16 protein-coding genes are annotated in these 21,414 nt (G+C 68.9%); 14 read left to right on the forward strand and 2 right to left on the reverse strand.

The window, feature by feature from the left end:
• A partial coding sequence (locus VFK57_20460; GenBank protein ID HET7698099.1) for a S8 family peptidase occupies window positions 1-1,356 on the reverse strand: 1,356 nt, incomplete at its 3' end.
• A 298-nt stretch (window positions 1,357-1,654) separates the two neighbouring features.
• Between VFK57_20460 and VFK57_20465 the strand changes: the two genes are divergently transcribed.
• The 9 genes from VFK57_20465 (at window position 1,655) to VFK57_20505 (ending at window position 12,408) form a co-directional block, all read left to right on the forward strand.
• The gene (locus VFK57_20465) at window positions 1,655-3,364 is read left to right on the forward strand and encodes an ABC transporter substrate-binding protein (GenBank protein HET7698100.1); all 1,710 of its coding nucleotides are present in this window, start codon (window positions 1,655-1,657) and stop codon (window positions 3,362-3,364) included.
• Between the two features lie 12 nt (window positions 3,365-3,376).
• Window positions 3,377-4,309, forward strand: coding sequence for an ABC transporter permease (locus VFK57_20470; protein HET7698101.1), 933 nt, complete (start codon window positions 3,377-3,379; stop codon window positions 4,307-4,309).
• Entirely contained in the window at window positions 4,306-5,238 is a 933-nt protein-coding gene (locus VFK57_20475; GenBank protein ID HET7698102.1) for an ABC transporter permease, read from the forward strand. Before VFK57_20470 ends, VFK57_20475 begins: the two co-directional genes overlap by 4 nt.
• Window positions 5,239-5,651: 413 nt before the next feature.
• Window positions 5,652-7,784 carry a S8 family peptidase gene (locus VFK57_20480; GenBank protein ID HET7698103.1) on the forward strand — a complete coding sequence of 711 codons (2,133 nt, stop codon included), beginning with the start codon at window positions 5,652-5,654 and terminating at the stop codon, window positions 7,782-7,784.
• Entirely contained in the window at window positions 7,784-8,449 is a 666-nt protein-coding gene (locus VFK57_20485) for a GNAT family protein (GenBank protein HET7698104.1), read from the forward strand. The genes VFK57_20480 and VFK57_20485 overlap by 1 nt, the downstream gene beginning before the upstream one ends.
• A gap of 123 nt (window positions 8,450-8,572) precedes the next feature.
• Window positions 8,573-9,448, forward strand: coding sequence for a dihydrodipicolinate synthase family protein (locus VFK57_20490; protein ID HET7698105.1), 876 nt, complete (start codon window positions 8,573-8,575; stop codon window positions 9,446-9,448).
• Window positions 9,435-10,583, forward strand: coding sequence for an alanine--glyoxylate aminotransferase family protein (locus VFK57_20495; GenBank protein ID HET7698106.1), 1,149 nt, complete (start codon window positions 9,435-9,437; stop codon window positions 10,581-10,583). The genes VFK57_20490 and VFK57_20495 overlap by 14 nt, the downstream gene beginning before the upstream one ends.
• Window positions 10,580-11,455 carry a monofunctional biosynthetic peptidoglycan transglycosylase gene (mtgA, locus tag VFK57_20500; GenBank protein ID HET7698107.1) on the forward strand — a complete coding sequence of 292 codons (876 nt, stop codon included), beginning with the start codon at window positions 10,580-10,582 and terminating at the stop codon, window positions 11,453-11,455. The genes VFK57_20495 and mtgA overlap by 4 nt, the downstream gene beginning before the upstream one ends.
• 131 nt (window positions 11,456-11,586) lie before the next feature.
• The gene (locus VFK57_20505; protein HET7698108.1) at window positions 11,587-12,408 is read left to right on the forward strand and encodes a hypothetical protein; all 822 of its coding nucleotides are present in this window, start codon (window positions 11,587-11,589) and stop codon (window positions 12,406-12,408) included.
• Here VFK57_20505 and VFK57_20510 read toward each other — a convergent pair.
• Complete coding sequence (locus tag VFK57_20510; protein ID HET7698109.1) at window positions 12,374-12,958, reverse strand: C40 family peptidase; 585 nt, start codon at window positions 12,956-12,958, stop codon at window positions 12,374-12,376. The two genes, VFK57_20505 and VFK57_20510, sit on opposite strands and share 35 nt — an antisense overlap.
• 39 nt (window positions 12,959-12,997) lie before the next feature.
• Between VFK57_20510 and VFK57_20515 the strand changes: the two genes are divergently transcribed.
• The 5 genes from VFK57_20515 (at window position 12,998) to uvrA (ending at window position 21,348) form a co-directional block, all read left to right on the forward strand.
• Window positions 12,998-13,534 carry an HNH endonuclease gene (locus VFK57_20515; GenBank protein ID HET7698110.1) on the forward strand — a complete coding sequence of 179 codons (537 nt, stop codon included), beginning with the start codon at window positions 12,998-13,000 and terminating at the stop codon, window positions 13,532-13,534.
• A gap of 1 nt (window position 13,535) precedes the next feature.
• Window positions 13,536-14,567, forward strand: coding sequence for a hypothetical protein (locus tag VFK57_20520; GenBank protein HET7698111.1), 1,032 nt, complete (start codon window positions 13,536-13,538; stop codon window positions 14,565-14,567).
• A 55-nt stretch (window positions 14,568-14,622) separates the two neighbouring features.
• Complete coding sequence (locus tag VFK57_20525) at window positions 14,623-16,107, forward strand: amino acid permease (GenBank protein HET7698112.1); 1,485 nt, start codon at window positions 14,623-14,625, stop codon at window positions 16,105-16,107.
• 75 nt (window positions 16,108-16,182) lie between these two features.
• Window positions 16,183-18,483, forward strand: coding sequence for a hypothetical protein (locus VFK57_20530; protein HET7698113.1), 2,301 nt, complete (start codon window positions 16,183-16,185; stop codon window positions 18,481-18,483).
• Between the two features lie 42 nt (window positions 18,484-18,525).
• The gene (gene uvrA / locus VFK57_20535) at window positions 18,526-21,348 is read left to right on the forward strand and encodes an excinuclease ABC subunit UvrA (protein ID HET7698114.1); all 2,823 of its coding nucleotides are present in this window, start codon (window positions 18,526-18,528) and stop codon (window positions 21,346-21,348) included.
• Window positions 21,349-21,414: the final 66 nt, after the last annotated feature.

Below are 21,414 nucleotides of genomic sequence, written 5' to 3' on the forward strand. Positions count from 1 at the left end.
CGCAACCCGCTCCCCCGCAATGACGGTCTCCGGCAGCCCCTCGCGCCCCAGCGCCACCGCCGCCGCCACATTCAGGCTGCCCGCGCCCGCCTCGATCAGCCCGGCCCCCTCGACCCGCGAACTCGTCAGCTGCAGCGCCGCCTTCACCTGTGCCGGCGTCAGCCCCGGGTGCGCCTCGAGCACCAGCGCCGCCGCCCCCGACACCACCGCGGCCGCCATGCTGGTGCCGCTCAACTCGATGTAGTCCGCCCCGCCCCGGCCCGGACGCAGCCGCTCCGGATACGTCGCCGCCAGGAACGATCCCGCCGCCGACGCCGCCACGATCCGGTTCCCCGGGGCCACCAGTTCGGGCTTCAGCACGCCGTCGAACGCCGTCGGACCCCGCGAGCTGTAGGTCGCCATCACGTCGTCCGACCGCTGCGCGGTGGCGCGCGTGTTCACCGCCCCCACCGTCAGCACGGCCGGCGTGTGCGCCGGCGAGATGATCCCCCCCACCACCGGACGCCCGTCCTCGGTCTTGCCGAAATTCCCCGCCGCCGCCACCACCAGGATGCCGGCGTCGATCGCACGCTGCGCCGCGCGCGACAGCGGATCGTCCAGATACGACTCGAACACCGGGTGCCCGAGCGACAGATTGATGACGCGGATGTTGTAGGCGGCGCGGTTCGCCACCGCCCAGTCGATCGCCTCGATGACGTCGTCCGTCGTGCCGGAGCCGTCGGCCCCCAGCACCTTCAGGTTCACCAGCCGGACGCCGGGAGCCATGCCCGACGCGCCGTCCCGATTCCCCTGCGCGATGATCCCCGCCACGTGGGTGCCGTGTCCGTACGCGTCCGCCGCCGGACCCCGGTCCGCAGTGAAATCCACCGACGCGACCACGCGGCCGCGCAGCGCCGGGTGGTTGCCGATGCCCGAGTCGATCACCGCGATGCCGATGCCGGCCCCGCTGAGACCGCGCAGGTAGCCGAGCCCGCCCCACGTCTGGTCGGCGCCGGTCGCCGCGGCCGTCACCGCCATCATCCGCGACACCCGCACGTTGCCCGAGATGTGCGGAACGTCGGCATCCTGGCTGAGCGCGTCGATCTGGCCGCCGGTCGCCTCGAGCACCACCCCTTCGCGCAGCCGCTTCTTCACCGTCGCGCCGTAGCGCGCCGCGATCGCCTCCACGCGATCGTGCGGCACGTCGACGATGATCTCGGTGGGAGCTTCGATCCGCTGCGCGATCCGATCGGCGAGATCCCTGGACAGTCTCGCGCGGCGAGGCTGGGCCTCGGCGCAAAGAGCCGTAGCGAACAACGCGGCGGCAACGGCGGCGGCGGCGAACACGCGCGGACGGCGGGCGATTCGAATTGACATGAGGGAACCCCGGATGCGCGCCGTAAGGCACAGGTTGTGCCACGGCGTCGTGAACGCAGCAGCGAACCGCAATCGGCGCTCGTGACAGAACACGAAAGGACAAAGTGGCGCAGCGTGATTGCGTACGCTGCGTGCTTGCGCTACCATGCGTTCCGTCCCGCTCAGGGTGTTTCTGTAATTTGAGCCAACGGATTGGCTGCTGAGTCGACAGCCACGACCGGGGTAACCGCTACCCTTCAAAAGCCCAATAAATCTGCGCAGTGGAGATCGGCCAAGCAATTGGCCGGTGAGTTCAAGAGTGGCCCGACATCTGACCGCCGCGCTCGTCGCGCTCAGCGTGACTGCCGCCGCCGCGTGCAACCGATCGCCGGCGCCCCCCGCGCCCGCCGCCGCCGGCCCGGTTCGCGGCGGATCGATCACCGCCTCGATTCGCAGCGAGCCGGCCACGTTCAACCGGTTCGCGCCCAACGGCAACCAGGCCGCCGTCGACGCCGTCACGCGCCTCGTCCACGCTCCGCTCGTGCGCCTCAACCGGGTCACCGGCGACGTCGAGCCGTGGCTCGCGGAACGCTGGACCACCTCCGCCGACGGGCGCACCATCACCCTGACGCTGCGCGACGGCCTCACCTTCTCCGACGGCGTGCCGCTCACCGCCGACGACGTGGTGTTCACCTTCGAGGCGATGTACCACCCGAGCACCGCCAGCTCGCTGGCGTCGGGGGTCACCGTCCAGCACAAGCCGCTGCAGGTCACCGCGTCCGATCCACGCACCGTGATCGTGACGCTGCCGGCCCCCTTCGCGCCCGGCGCGGCGCTCCTCGACAACGTCCCGATTCTCCCGAAACACCTGCTGCAGGCCTCGCTCGACGCGCGCGCGTTCGGGCGGGCCTGGGGCACCACCACCCCGCCGGCATCGATGGCCGGCCTCGGTCCGTTCGTCATCACCGAGTACGTCACCCGCCAGCGGATCACGTTCGCGCGCAACCCGCACTACTGGCGCAAGGACGCGTCCGGCGCCGCGCTCCCGTACCTCGATCGCATCGTGATGCAGTTCGTCCCCGGACAGGACGCCGAGATGCTGCGGGTGCAGGCGGGCGAGGTCGACGTGATGGCGGTCGCCGACGTGCGGCCCGAGGACATCGCGTCCCTCCGCCGGCTTCGCGATCAGGGAACGATTCAGCTGCTCGACGTCGGGCTCAGCGTCGATCCCAATGCGCTGTGGTTCAACCTCACGCCGGGCAACCGCGCGGTGAAGGCCAAGCCATATCTCGCGCGCGCCGAGTTCCGCCGCGCGATCTCCTACGCCGTCGATCGCGACGCCATCGTCAAGACGGTGTTCCTCGGCGCCGCCGAGCCGGTGCACGGTCCGATCACCGCGGGAAACAAGACCTGGTACTCCCCGTCCGCGCCGGCCTTCCCTCACGATCCCGCCAGGGCGCGCACGCTGCTCGCGTCGATCGGCCTGACGGATCGCAACCGCGACGGCATGCTGGACGATGCGAGGGGGGCGCCGGTGCGGTTCTCGATCATCACCCAGGGCGGACACATCCGCGAGCGCACCGCCACGATGATTCAGGAACAGCTGCGGCAGGCCGGCATCGCCGTCGACATCGTCGCGCTGGACCCGCAGTCGATCTTCGGCCGCTTCGGCGCCGGCGACTACGAGAGCATCTACTACGGCTTCCAGGCGAGCGCGCTCGATCCGGCGATGAACCTGGACATGTGGATGAGCGGCGGATCGGGGCACGTGTGGAACGTCGGCGCGCCGGAGCCGTGGGAGAAGACGCTCGACGGCGTGATGCTGCGTCAGAGCGCCGCGCCGACGCTCGCCGAGCGCCAGCAGCTGCTGCTCGAGGCGCAGAAGATCTTCGCCGAGCACCTGCCGCAGATCTATTTCGTCGCGCCGAAGGTGACCGTCGCGCTCAGCCGGCGTGTCGGCGGCGCCGTTCCCGTGCTGCTGGACCCGAAGGTCCTGTGGAACGCCGAGTCGCTGTTCGTCAAGCCCTAAGCCCGCATCGGCATGGCGCCGAAAGACCGACTGGTGCGATTCCTGCTCCGGCGCGGCGCCGCGGCGCTGATCCTGGTGTTCGCCGTCACGTCCGGCGCGCTGCTGCTCGCGCAGCTCGCGCCGGGGGACTTCGCGTCACAGATCGGCCGCACTCCCGCGGAGATTGCCGCCGAGCGCGCGCGTCTCGGCCTCGATCGGCCGTTCCTCGAGCGCTACGCCGAGTGGCTGCGCCGCAGCGCGACGCTCGATCTCGGCGAGTCGTTCCAATACCAGCGTCCGGTCACTGAGCTCGTCGGCGCCGCGGCCCGCAACACCGCCCTCCTGGCGTCCTGCGCCCTCGTCCTCGCGACGCTGCTGGGGATCCCGTGGGGGGTGATCACCGGCACGCAGCGCGGACTTGCCGCGGCGGCGCTGCGCGCCATGTCGCTGCTGCTGCTGTCGGTTCCGCCGCTGATCAGCTCGCTGGTGCTGCTGACGGTTGCCGCACGCACCGGATGGCTGCCGGTGTCCGGCATGGGAACGGTCCGCCATCTCATCGTGCCGACGCTCGCCCTGGCGCTGCCCATTGCCGCGCTGCTCGAGCGCTTTCAGTCGAGCGCGATGGCGGACTCGATGTCCCGCCCGTCGACCTCCGCCGCCCGCGCGCGCGGGGTTCCCGAAGCGCGCGTGATCTGGCGGCACGGCTGGCGCCAGTCGCTCGCGCCCGTGCTCGGGATCTACGGCGTCGTCGTCGGATCGCTGTTCAGCGGATCGTTCGCCGTCGAATCGGTGACGTCCTGGCCGGGCCTGGGCGCGCTCATGCTGCAGGCGCTGATGTCGCGCGACATGTATCTCGTCGCCGGCTGCGCCGCGGCGGGCTCGGCGTTCCTCGCCGCCGGCATACTCGCGGCGGATGTGGTCCACGCGGTCGCCGATCCGCGCGTCACGCTCGAGGACGCGCGATGAGACTGCTGGGATTCCTGGGGCTCCTGGTCCTCGCGGCCCCCGCCCTCGCACCCTACGACGCGTCGCGGCAGTTTCCCGGCTACCAGTACGCACCGCCGATGCGGCCGCACCTCGTCGACGCCGACGGCCGCTGGCACGCGCCGTTCGCGTATGCCGTGCGGCTGCAGGATCCGCTCGAGCGGCGCTACACCGAAGATCGCGCCGCGCGGATCGGCTCGTTCGCCGGATCGGAGCCGTGGTTCCTGCTCGGCAGCGATGCGCTCGGGCGCGACGTGCTGTCGCGCCTTCTCATCGGCGCGCGGCTGTCGCTGGGCATCGCGCTCGCCGCGGCGCTGATCTCGCTGGCGCTCGGCGCCGTGGCAGGCGCGGCGGCGGGATACGCCGGCGGATGGACCGATGCAGTCCTCATGCGCATCGCCGACGGCGTGATGGTCCTGCCGGCCATGTACGTCGTCCTCGCGCTGCGCGGCGCCCTGCCTCTGGTGTTGACGACGGGGCAGGTGTTCGGGGCGCTGGTCGCCGTCCTGTCCCTCATCGGGTGGCCCGTTATTGCACGCGGAGTACGCGCAATCCTCGTCGTCGAACGGGGGGCCGAGTACGCAGAAGCTGCGAGGGCCTGCGGCGCGGGCGCGGCGCGCCTGGTTCTGCGTCACCTGTTGCCCGCGGCGCGCGGGTTTCTCGGCGTCCAGGCGGCCGTACTGGTGCCGGCGTTCGTGATGGCGGAGGCGACGTTGTCGTTTGTCGGTCTTGGGTTTGCGGCCCCGACGCCGAGCTGGGGGGCGATGTTGAACGAGGCGGCCGCGATTCGCGTGGCGGCCGACGCCCCGTGGCTGCTGGCCCCCGCCGGAGCGATCGTCGCCACCGTTTTTGTGATCAACGCCGCCGACGTTTTTCGTGATCGGCGCAGGGGGGTGCCGAATGTGACCTAAGTGACTCAGTGCGAATGACTTATCACCGATGAAACCAGTGTTCAATCTGTGCACGTGTGTGCCGAGGTGGAACAAACGCCGCTAAGTGTTGGCACCACGGCATTTTGCCTTCGGTCGCCACCCCCAACTCTCGCCGCCGCTGTTCTGGAACGGGCCAACCGCACACGACCCGCACGCGCCGCACACACTTGTCACGCGCAGCTATCCTCCTGTAATTCAGCGACTTAGGTCCCGTCACCAGAAGCCCATCCTTACTGGCCTTCCCCTTGCTCTACTGGACCACGCACTCGTAGCTCTCGAATCACGCGAGGGATCAGGACATGGGGGAGTTCGCGATGGTCTTCGACCGGAGTTGCGGCCACAAAGCGGTGTGGGGCTGAGGCGGCAGGGACAAGAGAAGAGGATTCGATACTGTGACTAGGTGGCGATACAAACTGGCAGCGGCGCTTCTGGCGTCGATCTGCCTTCTCGGGGTCACGGCAGATGCCGCCGCGACACCGGGCTCGTCCGGGAACGGCGGTCATCCCAAGCTCGATAAGAAGCTGAATGACCGGGCCGAGAACGCCCCGGGCGGCCTGATGTCGCGCGCCATCGTCGTGTTGTACCCCGGCTGCGACGCGACGAAGACGTACGCGAAGCTCAATGCGCGCAAGGGACGGACGTTCCGCATCATCAACGCTGATGTCGTGGAAGTCCAGAACTCGCACCTGAAGAAGCTCGCGGACGACCCGTGCGTCAAGGACATGCACTGGGACCGGAAGACCGCCGGCTCGCTCAATCGTGCCGCGGTCGTCGAGGGCGCCCGTGCCGTGCAGATGACCTACGGTTACGACGGCGCCGGTGTCGGCGTCGCCGTGGTCGATTCGGGCGTTGCGACGTGGCACGACGACCTGACCTACACCGGTTCCAATCCGCTCGTGAAAGTGGTCGGCGGCCAGCGCGTCCGCAAGTTCGTTGACTTCGTCAACGGGCGGCTGACGTCGTACGACGACAACGGCCACGGCACGCACGTCACCGGGATCATCGCGGGCAACGGCTTCGACACGCTGGGCGCGCGGGCGGGGATCGCTCCGGCGGCCAACATCGTCAGCCTCAAGGTCCTCGACGATCGGGGCGGCGGCTTCATCAGCAACGTCATCGCGGCCCTGGACTGGATTGCGGCCAACCGCGTGACCTACAACATCCGCGTCGTCAACCTCTCGGTTGGTGCGGCGGTGACGGAGTCGTATAACAGCGACCCGTTGACGCTTGCGGCCAAGCGCGTGGTCGATGAGGGTGTGGTGGTCGTCACCGCGGCCGGCAATCTCGGCAAGGACCGCGTCACCGGCAAGACGGTGTACGGCGCGATTACGGCCCCCGGCAACGCGCCATGGGTGCTGACGGTCGGTGCCTACAGCCACGAGGGGACGCTGACCCGCAGCGACGACCGGATGGCCGGCTACAGCTCGCGCGGTCCCACGGCGATCGACTACGCCGCCAAGCCGGATATCGTCGCGACGGGCACCGGGATCGTGTCGCTCTCGGCCCCCGGCAGCCTGCTGTATTCGACCAAGTCGGCCTACCTGCTGAAGGGGCTGCTGAGCAGCACCACCCGGCCGTATCTGAGCCTGTCGGGCACCAGCATGGCGTCGCCGGTCGTGGCCGGCGCGGTTGCGCTGATGGTGCAGGCGAATCCGCAGCTGACGCCGAACCTGGTGAAGGCGATTCTCCAGTACACGGCGCAGAACTACGAGTACGACGCGCTGACGCAGGGGGCCGGCTTCCTCAATATCAAGGGAGCGGTCGACCTCGCGCGGTTCCTGAAGAACCCGCAGGCCGGCCAGGTGTACCCGAGCAACAAGGCGTGGTCGAAGACGATTCTCTGGGGCAACCAGAAGCTGAAGAACGGCGTCATCAAGCCCGCGGGCAGCGCTTGGGCCGTCACCACGGTGTGGGGCGCGGCGCGCGACCTCGAGGGCGACAACATCGTCTGGGGCACGGTGTGCGGCACGATCGAGTGCGACAACATCGTGTGGGGCACCTCGCTGCTGGATCTCGACAACATCGTGTGGGGCACCTTCGATCGCGAGGGTGACAACATCGTGTGGGGGACCATCCGCGAAGGGGACAACATCGTCTGGGGGACGTTCACCGAAGCCGACAACATCGTCTGGGGCACCCGCTGCGACAACGCGGACTGCGGCGGCCTGGTGTGGGGCGCGAGCGTCGCCGAAGGGGAACTCGACAACATCGTGTGGGGCACCTTCATGGAAGCCGACAACATCGTCTGGGGGACCAGCGGTGAGGTCGACAACATCGTGTGGGGCACCTCGAGTGACGAAGACAACACCACGTGGGGCAGCTCGGGCGAAGAGAACACGCTCTTCGAAGACCCGAACGTCCCGTCCGTGTTCGACGGGTTGATCTTCGACGCGCTGTTCGACGGCAGCGCTCCCGAGCCGGTTACCACCTCGGAACCGGACGCACCTCTGGCCACCGAGCCGGAGACTTCGACGACGACGACTGTTCTCGCACCGGTAACCACGATTCTCGGAGGGGGGCTCTAATGACGAAGCTCACACTCCGCGAGGTGCAGCCGGTGACCTCAACCCGGCCGGCACACGCGGCAACCCGTACTGTTACGACGTCGGACTGGAAGCAGGCGCTTCCGGTGCTGACCGGTTCGATGGTGACGCTCCGCGAGCTGCGGATCTCGGACGCGGCGTCACTGCTGGCGATGCTCTCGACCGAGGAAGTGGCGCGGTTCATCTCGCCGCCCCCGACCACGGTGGAAGGCTTCGAGCGGTTCATCGCGTGGACGCAGCGCGAGCGGGCGGCGGGCAACTACGCCTGCTTCGCGGTGGTGCCCCACGGGATGGACTCGGCGGTCGGTATCTTCCAGGTGCGGCAGCTGGAGCCCGGTTTCGGCACCGCGGAATGGGGATTCGCGCTCGGCTCGGAGTTCTGGGGCACCGGGCTGTTCATGGACGGCGCGCGCATGGTCATCGACTTCGCGTTCGACGTCGTGGGCACGCACCGGCTCGAAGCCCGCGCGGCGGTCCTCAACGGCCGCGGCAACGGCGCGCTGCGGAAGATCGGCGCGATGCAGGAGGGCATCCTGCGCAAGTCGTTCCTCCGCAACGGCGAGTATCTCGACCAGGCGCTGTGGACCATCCTGGACGAGGACTGGCGCGCGCAGCGCATCATCTGGGGCGGCGCGCGCGTTCACTGAACCGACCGCAAAGCACCCTGCGAGCGGGCGCGGCTTCACCGCCGCGCCCGTTTTTTTGCCTCCCGCCGGCCGCTCGCCGCCGGCCGCTTACCGCTCTCCGCGGCGCTGTGGTACGTTTTCGGTGTGAACCTGCGTTCTGTGTTCCCGCCGATGCCGACGCCGTTCAAGGACGGCGAGGTCGACACCGCGGCCATTCAGTCGAACGTTCGCAAGTGGATCGCCGCCGGCCTCGGCGGGGTCCTGACGGTAGGGACCAACGGCGAGGCGGCGCTGCTCGAAGACGACGAGGCGGACCGCGTCATCGAAGCGGCGAGGCGGGAGGTGCCGGCCGATCGCGTGCTGCTCGCCGGCGCCGGGCACGAGTCGACGCGCGCGACGATCGCCGCGGCGCGGCGGGCGGCGGCCGCAGGCGCCGATGCCGTGCTGGTGAAGACTCCGTCCGTCTACCGCGCCCATGTCGCCGCCGCCGGGCTGATCGCGCACTACACGGCGGTCGCGGATGCCAGTCCGGTTCCCGTCCTCCTCTACAACTTCCCGGCCTCGACCGGCGTGAACCTTGCTCCCGACACGGTGGCGCAGCTCGCCGCGCATCCCAACATCATCGGCATGAAGGAAACGAGCACGGACGGCGCACAGTTCGCGGATCTCGCGGCCGCCGTGCCGAGCGGCTTCACCGTGCTCTGCGGCGCGGCGCCGGGCGTCTTCGCCGCGCTCTGCGCCGGCGCCGCCGGGGCGATCATCGCCGTTTCGTCGCTGCTGCCGTCGGCGTGTCTGGATCTGCTCGCGCACGTGCGCGCCGGCCGGCTCGACGAGGCGCGTGCGCTGCAGCGGCGGATCACCCCGCTCGGCCGCGCCGTCACGACCGCCTACGGCATTCCCGGTCTGAAGGCGGCGCTCGATCTCTCCGGTTACCGCGGCGGCGAGCCTCGTCCGCCCCTTGCTCCTCTTTCAGCGGACGCCGTCGAACGGATCCGCGTGCTGCTCCATGGCGCCAACTGAACCCACGTCCGCCAACGCTTCCACCTCCGCTCGCGCCGCGGCGGACCAGACCGCCGGCAGGCTGCTGCTCGGTCCCGGTCCCAGCCCGGTCGCGCCGCGGGTCATGCACGCCATGCAGCGGCCCGTGCTCAGTCATCTCGATCCCGACATGATGGCGATCCTCGACGACATGCGGGCGCGGCTGCGGCGCCTGTTCAAGGCGGACGAGGGCGCCTTCGCATTCGCCGTCTCGGGCACCGGAACCGCGGGGATGGAAACGGCGGTCGCGAATCTCGCCAGGCCGGGGGCGCGCGCGATCGCCGTGGTGACCGGCTACTTCGGCGATCGCCTGGCGCAGATGCTCGAGCGCCATGGCGCGCAGGTCTCGCGCGTCACCGTCGAGTGGGGGCGGGCCTGCGATCCCGCGCAGCTCGAGCACGCGCTGGCCGGCGGTGCCGACCTGGTGACGATGGTGCACGCGGAGACGTCGACCGGCGTGCTGAATCCCGTCGCGGAGATGTGCCGCGCCGCCAGGGCGGCCGGCGCGCGCACCATCGTCGACGCGGTGACGTCGTTCGGCGCGCACCCGGTGGACGCCGCGGCGTGGGGCGCGGACGTCGTCTACAGCTGCTCGCAGAAGGGGCTGGGGGCGCCGTCGGGCCTTGCGCCGGTGATGTTCACCGCAGAGGCGATCGCCGGCCTGAAGGCTGCCGGATCGCGTCGATCGTTTTATCTCGACCTCGGGCTGCTGCAGGACTACTGGATCGATCGCAAGTATCACCACACGATCTCCGCACCGTTGATCCATGCGCTGCACGAGGCGCTCGTCGCGGTCGAGGAGGAAGGGCTCGAGCCGCGGTGGGAGCGGCATCGCGTCAATCACCTCGCGCTCGTGGACGCGCTCGGATCCATCGGCCTCGAGCTGCTGCCGCCGCCGGCAGAGCGGCTGTGGTCGCTGAACGCGGTGAAGGTGCCGGAGGGGGTCGACGAAGCGGCCGTGCGCAAAGGGCTGCTGCAGCAGTTCGGCATCGAGATCGGCGCCGGCCTGGGCCCGCTCGCCGGGAAGATCTGGCGCGTCGGTCTGATGGGATCGGGCTCGACGTCCGCCAACGTATCCATCCTCACGGACGCGCTGCGGACCCTGCTGCGCCGATGAAAAAGGGTGCCGTCCGGGGCTGGCTGCGCCGAGCCGGCCGCGGTGTCCTCATCCTGCTCGCACTCGGGTTTTCGCTCGCGGCCTACGTGTATCTGTCCCTGCCTGACGTGCGCGTGCTCCGCACGAAGAACCCGACGACCACGGCGTTCATGGAGCTGCGGACGCGGCAGGCGCGCGCCAAGGGGCTGCCTTCGCAGCGCGACCAGCGCTGGGTGCCCTACGCGCGCATCTCGAACCATCTCAAGCGCGCCGTCATCGTCACCGAGGACAGCGCCTTCTGGAAGCACGAAGGGGTCGACTACGAGCAGCTGCGCGAGTCGATGGAGGTGAACTGGGAGCGCGGCGAGTTCGCGCGCGGCGCCAGCACCATCACCCAGCAGCTCGCGAAGAACCTGTACCTCTCGCCGTCGAAGAATCCCCTCCGCAAGCTGCGCGAGCTGATGATCACGCGCCGCCTCGAGGTCGAGCTGACCAAGCAGCGCATCCTCGAGATCTATCTGAACGTGATCGAATGGGGGGACGGCATCTGGGGGGCGGAGGCGGCGGCGCGGCGGTATTTCCGCAAGTCCGCCGCCGAGTTGAACGCGACGGAATCCGCGCTGCTTGCCGGCGCGATCGCCAATCCGCACATCATGGACCCGGGCCGGCCCTCGGCCAGGCTCCGCCGCCGCCAGCAGATGATCATGAGAAGGATGGGCGCGGTCACCCCGCCTCCGGTCACCGCCGAACCCGCGATCCCGGCGGTCCCGAGCTTGGACGCCATTCCCAGCCTGCCGCCGCCCGATGTCGCGGCCCCCTCAGCCCCCCTGACCCTCCCCGGGACCCCCGTCGCCCCCCCGAAACCCCCCGGCCGGGGAGGACCTGGGCATTAAATCTTTGCTCCTGTTCACCTTGACAGCCGTCGGGGGATGTCCGTATAGTCGCATCGTTCCCGTTCCCTAGCAGCCAGCGGCAGGCACGGTTGGACCGGCGCGAGCCGAGGTCCGGCCGGAGTGTGTCGGTGATGATCAATTACACAGAGCGCATCACGCGCTTGATGCAGGACGTCGTCGCACGTACTCCCGCGCTCGGTTTCATCGATTTGCGGGAAGTGCTCGTGTTCGGGCGCTTCGGCCGCCCGGAATCGGAAGGGGCCTTCGCGACCTGCCACTGCTTGACGCTGCCGGAATCCGAACCTGGCTACTACTTCTGGCGCGATCGGGATACGGGCGAGTTGACGCGGCGCTCGGAGTGGTTCGTCACCAAGACTCCTGAAGTGCGGCGCCACGGCACCCGCATCAAGTACTTGATCTCCTTCGTGCTGCCGCGATTCTGCGAGCAGACGCTCGAGCGGTCCTGGAAAGCCGACTTGTACGGCCCGGTCGAGCCGTGGGTGGCGAAGCTCGACACCATCGTCCACGAGCTGTACCACATCGATCCCGCGGCCACCGGAATCCGCCAGGTGATGAACGCCGACGGCACGCGCGCGCGCGGCACTCACGCGCCTGAGTTCTACGACAACGTCGCCGCGATGACGAAGCAGTATCTCGCGTCGAACCCGGACCCGTCGCTGTACGAGTTCCTGGGGTATGACTTCACCGAGCTGCATCGCCGCTATGGCGGCGTGGCGGCAACCACCTTCAGGAATTTCCCGTCGTTTCCGCAACGCTACATGGAGCGATGCGCCACGCTGCCGGTCGAGACGGGTGCCGGCGTGAAGATCGAGCCGTTGAAGCGCCCGGGGCAGCCGCCGCTCTACACCGAGCGCGATCTCCACGTGCGCCAGTTCACCGGCGCGACCGCGCGCCGGATCACAGGATCCGTTTCACTCCAACAAAGCGCGTAGACCAGTACGGCGCGCTCAGCCGCTCGACGCGGACTTCGCCGTAGCCGCTCGGCGCGTGGACGAACTCGTCCCCGCCGATCGAAATCCCGACGTGTGACGCGCCCGAGGTGACGGTCGTGAAGAACACGAGGTCGCCCGGCTCGAGCGAGGACGGTTCGACGTCGCGTCCGGCGCGGAACTGTTCGCTGACCGTGCGCGGCACGCGCACGCCGTTCTGGCCGAACACGTACTGAACGAATCCGCTGCAATCGAATCCGGTCGGATCGCTGCCGCCGTTGCGGTAGGGGGCGCCGCGCAGGTTGAGCGCGGTGCCGGTGATGCCGTACGCCGCCGCGCTGCGTCCGCCGAACGTCCCGACCGCTGATGCCGGCGGCGGCACGGGCGCCGATGGCGATCCGACCGTCGCCGTCGGCGTGGGCGGCGGCGGTGCGGGCGCCGGCGCCGGCGCCCGCGGCGTCGGGAACGGCCGCGGCGTTCCTCCCGTGGTCGCGCACGCGGACGTCAGGATCGTCACCGCGATCACAAAACTGCTGCAGAGGGACCGGCTCATCGGGCAGATCGAATTATCGGCTAAAATAGCGCAGGCTGTATGGAGCAGACCCTGCTTCTCAACGCCACGTACGAGCCGCTGAAGGTCGTCCACTGGCAGAAGGCGATCACGCTCTGGTGCCAGGGGAAGGTCGAGGTCATCTCTACGTACGAGCGGGAAGTCCGGTCCGTCTCGTTCAGCTTCAAGATGCCGTCGGTCATCCGGCTGCTCCGCTACATCAAGATCAAGCGGCAGATCGACTACGTGCCGTTCTCGCGCGCCAACATCTACGCCCGGGACGAGCACACCTGCCAGTACTGCGCAACGCTGTTGCCCAGTGCGGATTTGACCTTCGATCATGTGGTGCCGGTCGCCCAGGGCGGCCGAAAAGACTGGGAGAACATCGTCACCTGCTGCATCCCCTGCAACCGCCGCAAGGGCGGCCGGACGCCCGAGCAGGCCGGCATGCACCTGATTCGCCTGCCCAGACGGCCCGACAAGGCTCCGGCGATCCGCATCACCATCGGCCTGCGCAACGCGCCCGATTCGTGGCGCGATTACTTCTACTGGAACGTCGAGCTCGACGACGAGAGTTGACGTGGGTCCGGTGAACGCCGCGCCGGGTGGACGCGTGACCTCCGTCCACCCGCTGTGGGCGATCGAGGGGGGCCGCATCACGCTCGAGGGGCAGGGTTTCCTCGTCGACGGCAGCCTGCCGCACGTCCGCGTGGGTCCCGAGCGGGCGCGTCTCGCCTGCGCGTCGTCTGCGTCTCTGACGGTGATCGTGCCGGCGGGTCTCGAGGGCGGGCAGACCGCCGTGCGCATCGACGAGCTGCCGGGAGAGACGGCGTTCGTGGAAATCGGCGCGCCGCTGGTCACCGGCGTCCACCACGTCGACAGCCCTGCGTACGATCGGCACGGCAACCTCTACGTCACCTTCAGCGGATCGCGAGGCCAGCAGGCGCCGGTCGGCATCTTCGTCGTGCGCCCCGACGGCACGCGCGAGCCGTTCGTGACCGACGTGCCGAACCCGACCTCGCTGGCGTTCGGCCCGGACGGCGGGCTCTACGTCTCGAGCCGGTTCGACGGCAGCGTGTACCGCGTCGAGGCGGACGGACGGGCTTCGATTTACGCCACCGATCTCGGCGTCGCGTGCGGCCTTGCCTTCGGCCGCGACGGGCGGTTGTACGTCGGCGATCGATCCGGCTCCGTGCTGCGCATCGAACCGGACGGGCGGTCGCAGCTGTTCGCGGCGCTGCCGCCGAGCGTCGCCGCGTTCCATCTGGCGTTCGGCCCGGACGACCATCTCTATGTCGCCGCGCCCACCTTGAACACGCACGACGCGATCTACCGCATCGCGCCCGGCGGCACCGTGGAAACGTGGGGCGGGCGCTACGGGCGGCCGCAAGGGATCGCGTTCGATGCCGCCGGTCATCTGTACGTCGTCGACGCGCTGGCCGGGGCCAGCGCGCTCTATCGGGTCCGCGTCGATGCGCCTGACAGCCCCGAGCTCCTGCTGTCGGGGGGACCGCTGATCGGGCTCGCCTTCGACCCGCACGGCGGGATCGCGCTCGCGGCGGCCGAGACGGTGTACCGGCTCGCGGTGCGGGTCCGCGGCCTGCTGCCGTAACGGCGCTGTCCCGGCGCGCAGGAGGCCGGCGCGTCCGGGGTAGAATCCGTCGGCAATGAGCCAATTGTTCCGGCGCAAGCCGATCTCCGAACTCATCGTCGCGGAAAGCGGACAAGGGCTGAAGCGGGTGATGGGGGCCGGCGATCTCATCATGCTGGCCATCGGCGCGGTGATTGGCGCCGGCATCTTTTCCTCCATCGGCACCGCCGCCGCGGGTGAGACCCTGCCGACTGGTGAGATCGTCCGCTACGGCGCCGGCCCGGCGCTGATCTTCTCTTTCATCCTGCTCGGCGTCGTCTGCGGCCTGGCCGGGCTGTGCTACGCGGAGCTCGCGTCGATGATCCCGCAGGCGGGCAGCGCCTACGCCTATTCGTACGCGACGCTCGGCGAGCTGATCGCGTGGATCATCGGCTGGGACCTGATCCTCGAGTACGCGGTCGGCAACATCGCGGTCGCGATTGCGTGGAGCGGCTATTTCAATTCGCTGCTCTCCGGGTTCGGCATCGTGCTGCCGGAGTGGCTGACCCACGGCTACCGCACGGCGCTGCTCAGTTCGAATCCCGAGATCCACGGCCTGCTGCAAACCGCTCCGCGAATCGCCGGCATTCCCGTCCTGCTCAACATTCCGGCGGCGCTGATCGTGCTCGCCATCACCTGGCTGCTCTACATCGGCGTGCGCGAGAGCACGCGCGCCAACAACGCGATGGTGGCCGTGAAGCTCATCGTGCTGGCGGTGTTCATCGTCCTGGGCGGGATGCACATCGACACCGCCAACTACACGCCGTTCGCGCCGAATGGATGGCGCGGCATCCATCAGGGGGCGGCGATCGTCTTCTTCGCGTACATCGGCTTCGACGCGATCTCCACGGCGGCGGAAGAGACGAAGAATCCTCAGCGCAACATGCCGATCGGCATCCTCGGCGGCCTGGCAATCTGCACGTTGATCTACGTCATCGTCGGGATCGTGGCCACCGGACTCGTGCCGTACACCGAGCTCAAGGCGGCCGACCCGCTGGCGCGGGCGCTCGAAGTCGCGGGGCTGCCGATTGCGAGCTGGTTCGTGGCGTTCGGCGCGGTGGTGTCGCTCACCGCGGTGCTGCTCGTCTTTCAGTACGGGCAGCCGCGCATCTTCATGGCGATGGCGCGCGACGGCCTGCTGCCGGCATGGGCCTCGAAGATTCATCCCAAGTACCGCACGCCGCACATCACGACCATCGTCACGGGTCTGGTCGTCGCGTTCGGCAGCCTGTTCATGGACGAGAACGAGATCTACGACCTGACCAACATCGGCACGCTGTCGGCGTTCGCGATCGTGTGCATCGGCGTCCTGGTGCTGCGCTATACCGACCCGGCTCGACCCCGCCCCTTCCGCGTGCCGTTCGTCTGGGGCGTTGCGCTGGTGGGCGCCCTGGCCTGCCTCTACACGATGAGGGGGCTGCCGGTCCACGCCTGGGAGCGGTTCGGGATCTGGCTGGCGATCGGCCTCGCGCTCTACTTCGTCTACGGGTATCGCAACAGCCGCCTGAGATCGAGCGCGTAGTAGAATAGTCCTCCCCAGTACCTCTTCTCTTCTGTCCGAACGACGCCGTGTGGTGTCGAAGAATCAGGAGGTTCGATGAGGTTCGCGTTGGCGGCTGGTATCGGCGCCGTCCTGGCCGCGCCGGCGGGCGTGCTCGCCGGCCAGCCCACCCCCGCGCACGATCGTTTCTCCGCGCAGCGCGACGCGGCGGCCGCCCGCAACCCCCTCAGCCCGCGGTTCACCGTTTCGGTCGACGGCAATCGCCGCACGTTCCGCGTCGGCGAGCCCATTTCTCTCGTGCTGATCTACGACGACGTGCCCAATCGCCGCGATCCGAGTGGACAGTGCATCCACTCGGCCACTCCGGTTCTGGATCGCACCATCGGCACGCACGATCCGGAGCGCGACCTCCATCGCGTGGGCATGGGTGTGCCTGGCGGCATCTGCGGCTGCGTCGAAGGCGGCGTGGTCGAGATGCCGCGGTTCGTCACCGCGGTCGAGTACGACGCGAACGGCGTGCCTGTGATTACGTCCAGACCGGCGCCGCCGCGGCCGGCCGCGCCGAAGCCGACGCTGCCTCCAGTCACGGTCGCGTACCGGCTCACCGATCATGTCCGGTTCGACGCGCCCGGGCGCTACCGCTTCTACATCGCCGATCGAGTCGGCGCGGGCGGCCCCGGGGACGGCGCGGCGCTCGTTTCCAACATCATCGAGATCGACATTTCTCCGCGCGACATCGCGTGGGAGAACGAAACGCTTCGCCGGGCCATCGAGGTGCTCGACACCTCGGCGAATTCCGAGGAGCGGAGCACGGCCTTCCGGGCGCTCCAGTCGCTTCCGTCGCGCAAGGCCCTGGACGAGATGGCTCGGCGCGAACTCGCCGGCCTGTTCAGCGCTCGCGATCGCGCCGGAGCGATCGCCGCGTTGACGCGGCACGTCGACGATCCGGCGCGAGTCGTGTCGGATCAGGCGATCGTGATGCTCGCCGGGCTTCACGCGACTCAGGCGTCCACAGGCGTCATCTCCGCGGGCGTCAGATACCGGGCGTTGATGAACGCGCGGCAACGGCGGCTGCGCGCCCTGGCCAGCGCCGGCGTGCTGGTCGAGCGACTCACGGAGGCGTTTCAGGCTGGCCTGTCGAAAGCGGCGGACCAGGCGGCCGGCAAGCGTGACCTCCTCCGCGTCACCCATGCGCTCGCCGCCTTCCCGGCGGAAGTCGAGGCGGCGCTGCACCGGCTTTCTCTGCCGGCACGGGAAGCCGTGCTGACGTCGCGCCGCGCCGTTCTTGCCGAGGACGCCCGTTTCGCGCCGATGCTGGAGCGTCTCGCGCGCAGCGGCAGCGACGCGGCGCTGATCGCCCTCGCTGACGTCGCCCCTTCGCGGGCGCGCCCGATCATTCTGCGCGACCTGCGGTCGTCCCGCCCGAGGCTGCCTCTCTCCATATCCGGACGTCTGACCGACGACACGCTGCCCGCATTCGACGCGGTCTTTCTCACGCAGCTCGAAACCGCAGAAGGACGCGACCAGGTCGCCGCAGCGATGGATCGCATCGAACGCTACGGCAGCGCGGCGATTGCCGGGCGGGTGCGGCGGGCGTACACCGCGAGCGTGGACGCGCACGAGTGCTCCATCGCGATTCCCGCGCTCGCGTACTTCTTCCGGACCGATCCGGCGTTCGCCGCCGGTGAATTCGACGCCATCCGCCGCGGCACGGCACCGGCAAGCGAGGGCTGCCGCGCTGAATGGCGCGTGGACCTCGCGTCGCTGATCGCGAAGCGTCGCCCGTCGCCCGCTCTGGACGAAGTGGCCGGCCGGCTGCTGCTGAGTGACGATGCCGAGGCGGCCGTGAGTGCGGGGGAGATGCTGGCGGAATTCGGCTCCCCCGCGGCCAGGGCCTTGATCTGGCGCGGCCTCGAGTCGTGGCAGCGCCGCTGGTCCGCGGAGCAGCTGCGCGCGCTCGCGTCGGCCGATCCCTCCACGTGGGAGAGCGTTCTCGAGGAACGCCTCGTCCGCGCGCTCCACATCGGGAAAGAGTGGAGCCTTCAGGCAGCGGATTACGATCGGCTGGCCGCGGGTTGTCGCCGGTGGGCATGCCGGTACGCCGTCAAGGACCTTCGTGACGAGGCGGTCTCCTGGATCGACTACCCGCTCATCAGCCGCGCCGACGGCGACCGCCCGTCGAATGGCCGCGAGATCTACACGGTGCGCGGTGTCGAGGTGCCGCTGACTCACCTGGCCGCGCAGCTGCGATTCTTCCCCCGCGGCACCGCATTCAGCGCCTACCACCACGGCCGGCGGGCGGATGAGCTATGGGACGTCGATCTGCTGGCCGGCCACCTGCGGCTCGAGAAGGCCGTCCGCCGCGCCGGAACGTCGCTCGAGGAGCGGCAGCCGTAGTACAATGACTGTTTGGTTTTTCGCGAAAAAACTGAACAGTAAATGGCACACGACTGGGTGAACGTGCGCGGAGCGCGCGTCCACAACCTCAAGAATATCGACGTCGATCTGCCTCGCGACAAGCTGGTCGTGATCACCGGTCTCTCGGGATCCGGCAAGTCCTCGCTCGCCTTCGACACGATCTACGCCGAGGGGCAGCGGCGCTACGTGGAGTCGCTGTCGTCGTACGCCCGCCAGTTCCTCGAGCAGATGGAGAAGCCGGACGTCGATCTGATCGACGGCCTGTCGCCCGCCATCGCCATCGAGCAGAAGACGACCGGATCCAACCCCCGGTCCACCGTCGGCACGGTGACGGAAATCTACGACTACCTGCGCCTGCTGTTCGCCAACATCGGCGTGCCGCACTGCCATCTCTGCGGCCGCGAGATCGCGTCGCAGTCGCTCGAGCGGATCATCGACATGGTGATGCTCGCGCCGAACGACGAGCGCGTGAACGTGCTGGCCCCGGTCGTTCGCGGCCGCAAGGGGGAGTTCAAGAAGGAGCTCGCGGCGCTGCGCGCGCGCGGCTTCACCAAGGTGCGCGTCGACGGCGAGCTGCGTTCGCTCGACGAGGACATCAAGCTCGATCGCCGCCGCAATCACACCATCGACGTCGTCGTCGACCGCCTGATCCTGAAGCCCGGGATCGAGCGGCGCCTGACCGAGTCGGTCGAAGTGGCGCTGAATCTGGCGGACGACATCGTCGTCATCAACACGCACGAGGGGGGCGATCGCCTGTTCTCGCGGCGGCTGGCCTGCACCTACTGCGGCGTCAGCATGCCGGAGATGACGCCGCGGGCGTTCTCGTTCAACTCGCCGCACGGCGCCTGTTCCGACTGCCAGGGACTGGGCGCGGTCTACGACTTCGATCCGGCGCGGCTGGTCCCCGACGAGTCGCTGTCGCTCGCCGACGGTGCCATCGCTCCGTGGGCCAAGGGGGACCGCAAGCTGGTCAAAGAGGCGCTGGCGTCGCTCAGCAGGACGTTCGCGATCGATCTGGCGATGCCGTTCCGGCGGCTGCCGAAGAAGCTGCGCGACGTGCTGTTCTACGGCGCGCGAAAGGACGGCGCGTCGGACAAGAAGACGAAGAGCGCCGAGCGCGATCCGTTCGGCGCCGGTTTCGAGGGGCTGGTGCCGAACCTGCGGCGCCGCTACGAGGAAGGCAGCTGGGTCGATCAGGAGAGTCTGGAGCCCTATCGCGCGCTGCGCCCCTGCCCGACCTGTCAGGGGCAGCGGCTCAAGCCGCAGAGCCGCGCCGTCCGCGTCAAGGGACGGACGATGACGGAGTACGTGGACCTGCCGATCGCCGAAGCGGTCAAGGTCTTCGAGGCGCTGGAGCTGACCGACCGTGAGGCGCTGATCGCGAGCCGCGTGCTGCGCGAGATCCGCGATCGGCTGCGCTTCCTCAACGAAGTCGGCGTCGGGTATCTGACGCTCGGCCGCAGCGCGGCGACGCTGTCGGGCGGCGAAGGACAGCGCATCCGGCTGGCGACGCAGATCGGCTCGAATCTCACCGGCGTGCTCTATGTGCTCGACGAGCCGTCGATCGGCCTGCACCAGCGCGACAACCGCGCCCTGCTCGCCACGCTGGCGCGCCTCCGCGATCTCGGCAACACCGTCGTCGTCGTCGAGCACGACGAAGAGACGATCCGCTCTGCCGACTACGTGATCGATCTCGGGCCCGGCGCCGGCGAGCACGGGGGCACGCTGATCTTCCAGGGGCCGCCGGCGGCGCTGATGCAGGACGGCGACGGCTCGCTCACCGCGGCGTATCTGAAGGGGGAGCTCTCGATCGCGACGCCGGCCGAGCGCCGGCCGGCGACCCGCGGCAGTCTGATGATCAAGGGCGCGCGCGAGAACAATCTCAAGGACATCGACGTCGAGATTCCGCTGGGCGTGCTGATCACCGTCACCGGCGTCAGCGGCTCGGGCAAGTCGACGCTCGTCAACGAGATCCTCTATCGCTCGCTGGCGCGCGAGCTGTATCGCGCCGCCGACGAGCCTGGTGCCCACACCGCCATCGACGGGATCGATCAGATCGACAAGGTGATCCAGATCGATCAGTCGCCGATCGGGCGGACGCCGCGGTCCAATCCGGCGACCTACACCGGCCTGTTCACGTTCATCCGCGAGCTGTTCGCCATGCTGCCGGACGCCAAGGCGCGCGGCTTCCGTCCGGGACGGTTCTCGTTCAACGTCAAGGGCGGCCGCTGCGAGACCTGCCAGGGGGACGGCGTCATCGCCATCGAGATGCATTTCCTGCCGAACGTCTACGTGACGTGCGAGCAGTGTAAGGGGCGCCGCTACAACCGGGAAACGCTCGACATCAAGTATCGCGGCAAGTCGATCGCGGACGTGCTGGATCTCACGGTGGACCAGGCGCTGCCGCTGCTGGAGAATTTCCCGCCGATCGCCAACAAGCTGCGCACGCTGCAGGACGTCGGCCTCGGGTATCTCGGACTGGGCCAGTCGGCGACCACGCTGAGCGGGGGCGAGGCGCAGCGCGTCAAGCTCGCCAAGGAGCTGTCACGCCGGGGGACCGGACGGACGCTCTACATCCTCGACGAGCCGACCACCGGGCTGCACTTCGCGGACACCCACAAGCTGCTCGACGTGCTGAACAAACTTGTCGATCAAGGCAACACAGTTGTAATCATCGAGCACAATCTCGACGTCATCAAATCGGCCGATTACGTCATCGATCTCGGGCCCGAGGGCGGGGCGGGCGGCGGCCGGATCGTCGCGCAGGGGACTCCTGAAGCGGTGTCGCGGAGCCGAGAATCCTTCACAGGACGCTTCCTTGCCGAGATCTTCGCTGCGGCGTAAGGGAAAAAGGGGACAGTCCCCATTTCTGTCAAATGGGGACTGTCCCCTTTTTCAGGGTGGGCTTTT

The sequence above is a fragment of the Vicinamibacterales bacterium genome (assembly GCA_035699745.1).
GTDB lineage: Bacteria > Acidobacteriota > Vicinamibacteria > Vicinamibacterales > 2-12-FULL-66-21 > JAICSD01.